Annotated in this window: 6 protein-coding genes; 2 read left to right on the top strand and 4 right to left on the bottom strand. The window is 69.1% G+C overall.

Translation table 11 applies throughout. The features are described from left to right. Positions 1-217: hypothetical protein (locus M3N57_08125; protein MDP9022651.1), on the bottom strand; the 217-nt coding region annotated here is incomplete at its 3' end. 68 nt (positions 218-285) lie between these two features. On the opposite strand from M3N57_08125, the gene M3N57_08120 reads away from it, so the two are divergent. Beyond that, complete coding sequence (locus M3N57_08120; protein ID MDP9022650.1) at positions 286-963, top strand: helix-turn-helix domain-containing protein; 678 nt, start codon at positions 286-288, stop codon at positions 961-963. A 5-nt stretch (positions 964-968) separates the two neighbouring features. After that, positions 969-1406, top strand: coding sequence for a pyridoxamine 5'-phosphate oxidase family protein (locus tag M3N57_08115; protein ID MDP9022649.1), 438 nt, complete (start codon positions 969-971; stop codon positions 1404-1406). A gap of 29 nt (positions 1407-1435) precedes the next feature. Here M3N57_08115 and M3N57_08110 read toward each other — a convergent pair whose 3' ends face one another. The 3 genes from M3N57_08110 to M3N57_08100 form a co-directional block, all read right to left on the bottom strand. Beyond that, positions 1436-1681: a DUF2277 domain-containing protein gene (locus M3N57_08110; GenBank protein ID MDP9022648.1), complete on the bottom strand. Its 246-nt coding sequence runs from the start codon at positions 1679-1681 to the stop codon at positions 1436-1438. A 144-nt stretch (positions 1682-1825) separates the two neighbouring features. Continuing rightward, a complete protein-coding gene (locus M3N57_08105) occupies positions 1826-2998 on the bottom strand; it encodes a glutathione-dependent formaldehyde dehydrogenase (GenBank protein ID MDP9022647.1) in 1173 nt (390 codons plus the stop codon). Between the two features lie 36 nt (positions 2999-3034). Continuing rightward, on the bottom strand, positions 3035-3979 hold the full coding sequence (locus tag M3N57_08100) for an SRPBCC family protein (protein ID MDP9022646.1): 945 nt from the start codon (positions 3977-3979) through the stop codon (positions 3035-3037). Positions 3980-3981 lie beyond the last annotated feature (2 nt).

Here is a 3981-nt window from a genome sequence, read left to right as displayed (position 1 = left end):
CCACCACCCCGACCGCCATCATGATCTGGGTGTCGGTTCCGGGGAGGGTGTCCGCGACCCCCTGCCATAGGTACTTCTCCCAATCCACCATGAGGTTGAAGAACTTGTCCAGGCCGAACAGGATCGGCGCCACCGTGAAACCGACCCGCAACAGCGTGAAGGCGGCGAAGCCGGGGTCTCGGAGGTCCTGCGCACCGACGGTCGATCGAGATGCCATGCCACCCTCCCGATAAAATTAAGATAGGTTCACCTTATCGGGGATGGGATTGGAGCACAAGGTCGGTGATGCGGGAGGTGGCCGTGTCCGGATCGACGTTCGAGACGCATCTGGCTGCCCTGTGCGTCCTCGATGAACCCACCCGCCGGCGGCTGTACAGCTACGTCGCCGTCCAAGACGAGCCCGTGACCCGCGACCAGGTCAGCGCCGCGCTGGGCATCGACCGCTCACTGGTCGCCTACCACCTCGACAAACTCGTCGAGAGCGGACTGCTCGCCGCGACGTTCGGGTCCCCCGACGGCCGGGTGTCGCCCGGCCCCGGCCGCCCGGCCAAGCGGTACCAGCCGGCCGAGGGCGAGATCGCCGTGAGCGTCCCACCGCGCGACTACCGGCTGGCCGCCGAGATCCTCGCTCGGGCGGCCGAGGCCGATGACTCCTCGGCGGTGCGTCGGGCTCTCGACGAGACGGCCGCCGACATCGGCCGAGATCTCGCTCGCGCGGACAGCGGGGGCGCCGCCCACCTGGATGCGGTGCTGGAGCGCCGGGGTTACCAGCCGTACCGGGAAGGTCGCGTCGTCCGCTTACGCAACTGTCCCTTCCGCCACCTGGCGGAGCAGCACACCGACTTGGTCTGCAACATGAACCTCGCGTTCGTGTCCGGCCTGGCAGACGCCGTCGGCGCCGAGGTCCAGGTGCGGCGCGACCCGGCGCCGGATCGGTGCTGCGTCGCGCTGCATCGTGTTTAGACAGCGTGGTCAGCTGGGCGGCGTTCGCGGCTGAGGCTCCTGAGCTCGCCGCAACCGTGCGCGACCGCTTCGAGTCGCACACCCACCACATCATCGGGACGATCAGGGCTGACGGGGCACCTCGCCTGAGCGGGACCGAGGTCCGCATGGGGGATGCGGAGCTGACCATCGGGATGATGCCGGGTTCCCGGAAGCTGTCGGATGTCCGCCGCGATCCCCGGGTCGAGGTGCACAGCGCCCCCCTCGACGTGGAGCTCGGCGCGGGGGACGCGAAGATCGCCGGGCGGCTCGTCGAGATCCCACCCGACCCCGACGAGGAGATCGCCGGCAGCTTCTTCCGCCTCGACATCGAACTGGTCAGCCTCGTGCGTGTCGAGGCAGACGAGCTCGTCGTCACCACGTGGCGCCCCGACCGCGGACTCCGCGAGACGTGGCGGAGATGAACTGCGTCGGGTGCCGATTGCCGTCCGGCTCAGTCGACCAAGCGCCGTTGCACCGGCGCGGACGGCTTCGCTCCTGCGCCAACGACCAGCCCGTCAAGCAACCTCCGGGTCGCCGCGGCGATGCTCTCCACTGTCTGCTCGAAGACCGCCTCGTTGGCCGCCGACGGCGTTCGGTACCCGCTGATCTTCCGCACGTACTGCAGCGCAGCATCCCGCACCTCGACGTCGGTTGCCGGTGGGTTGGCCCCGCGAAGTTGCTGGATGCTTCGGCACACGCCGGGGACCCTACGCGCAGACGGAGCCACGGTCCACCGGACACGGGTGGAGCGATGACCGAGCGCGCAGATCCACTGACGCGGCGTCCATCCGCGAGGATCCACGACGCCCCGACGCATGCCATCGCAACAAGTGCAAGTCGGTCACGGCGTCAGCACGACCTTCACGCACTCGTCCTTGTGGTTGCGGAACAGCTCGTAGCCGTCAGCAGCGTCGTCGAGTCGCATCCGGTGGGTGATGACGAAGGTGGGATCGATCTCGCCGTTGTTGATCCGCTCGAGCAGCGGACGCATGTAGCGCTGGACGTGGCACTGGCCGGAGCGGATCGTCAAGGACCGGTTCATGACCGCGCCCATCGGGAACTTGTCGATGAACCCGCCGTAGACGCCGATCACGGAGACCGTGCCGCCGTTGCGGCAGCTCAGGATCGCCTCGCGGAGCGCGTGCGGCCGGCCGGTCTCCATCCGGGTGAGGTGCTTGGCCTTGTCGTAGGCGCGGACGGGAGTCGACGGGTGATGTGCTTCCATGCCGACCGCGTCGATGCAGGCGTCCGGCCCGCGCCCGGCCGTCATCTGCTTCAACGCGTCGAGGACGTCGCGCTCCTGGTAGTTGATCGTCTCTGCCCCGGTGTGCTGGCGGGCCATCTCCAGGCGCGTGGGGACCCGGTCGATGGCGATCACCCGGTCGGCTCCCAGCAGGAGGGCGCTGGCGATGGCGAACTGGCCAACCGGTCCCGCACCCCAGACGGCGACCACGTCGCCAGGCCGGATGTCGCACAGCTCGGCTCCCATGTAGCCGGTCGGCAGGATGTCGGTCAGGAACAGGACCTGCTCGTCGGTCAGGTCGCTGTCGATCCTCAGCGGTCCGACGTCGGCGAAGGGCACGCGTACGTACTCCGCCTGCCCTCCGGCGTACCCGCCCAGCATGTGCGAGTACCCGAAGATGCCAGCGGGTGAGTCGCCCCAGACCTTCTCGGCGAGGCCTGCGTTGGGGTTGGAGTTCTCGCACAGCGAGTACAACTCGCGTTCGCACGCGTTGCAGCGACCGCACGCGATCGGGAACGGAACGACCACGCGGTCGCCCACCTCGAGGTTGGTCACACCCGACCCGAGTTCGACGACCTCGCCCATGAACTCGTGACCCAGGATGTCGCCCTTGCGCATGCTCGGGATGTACCCGTCGTAGATGTGGAGGTCCGAGCCGCAGATCGCGGTCGACGTGACGCGCACGATCGCGTCCCGCTCGTTGAGGATCTTGGGGTCGGGGACGTCCTGGACCTCCACGTCGTGGACCCCCATCCAACAGGTCGCCCTCACGTTCGTTCCCTTCGGTCCGTCGGGTTGACGACGGCTCTACACGGGTGGTCGCGCCGGAGGCTGCCGCCACTGCCGTTGTGTGCGTGTGCCGTCAGGGCTGCCGTCCGAGCGCACGACCTCCCCGGCCTCCAGGACCTGTTTCAAGCGGCGCAGAGCGTCCTTCACCTGCTGCTCGGGGTGTTCCCCAGCGACCTTGGCCAGCGCACGGCCGACCTCGCCACCCGGGGTGGCCACCTCGAGATCGACGGTCACCTCTGTGCCACCCCCGCCCGGCGCCGGCCTGAACTGGACGGCGCCGGCGTTGTCGACGTCGGCGCCTTCCAGCGAGCGCCACGCGATCAGCTCGTTGGGGGTGTCCTGCACGGTCTCGGCGTCCCACTCGACGGTGGTTCCGGTCGGTCCGCGTGCGACCCAGTGGGATCTCCCGTCTGCCGTCACGTCGACCGACTGCAGGTGGAACATGAAACGCGGGAGGTTGTGCAGGTCGCGCCAGTAGCGGTAGACCTCCTCGGGCGGGCGGTTGATGGTGATCGCGGTCGTCGACCGCATCACCTGCCGTGCACCATCTGACGCCCGACCGGCCCGGACGCTCGCGATCAGATCGACCGCCGCCACCGCGGCGACCGCCGCGATCGCCATCGTGACCCGTCGTCGTCTGCTGTCCGGTGACCTCAGCGCCGCACCCAGCAACATCAGGTGGGTGACGTCGCCTGCCACACGCGACCACAGCCAACCGTCCGGTCTGTCGCTCGCGAGGATCCCGGCGCCGACCGAGAGCTCCTGTAGCCCCACACCACGCATCAGAGCGCGGCTGCGGCCAGTGGGCGTGATGCCGACGAGCCGGTCCACAGCTGCCGGCGCGACGACCTGCGCAGCCCCCAGACCGATGCTGAACCACCCCAACGCAGCTGGGAGGCGATCACCGCCACGCTCGCGGCTCTGGTCGTCTGGACCCGCCCCCCGGCCGGTCGACAGCTGCATCG

It is taken from the genome of Actinomycetota bacterium (assembly GCA_030776725.1).
Lineage (GTDB): Bacteria > Actinomycetota > Nitriliruptoria > Nitriliruptorales > JAHWKO01 > JAHWKW01.
Note: the sequence above shows the minus strand (reverse complement) of the source record. Positions and strands in the feature narration are given on the sequence as shown.

What these genes read in the sequence shown, in the direction of transcription:
- M3N57_08100 (MDP9022646.1), bottom strand. Translation starts at nt 3,979, where the DNA reads ATGCAGCTGTCGACCGGCCGGGGGGCGGGTCCAGACGACCAGAGCCGC.
- M3N57_08120 (MDP9022650.1), top strand. Translation starts at nt 286, where the DNA reads ATGCGGGAGGTGGCCGTGTCCGGATCGACGTTCGAGACGCATCTGGCT.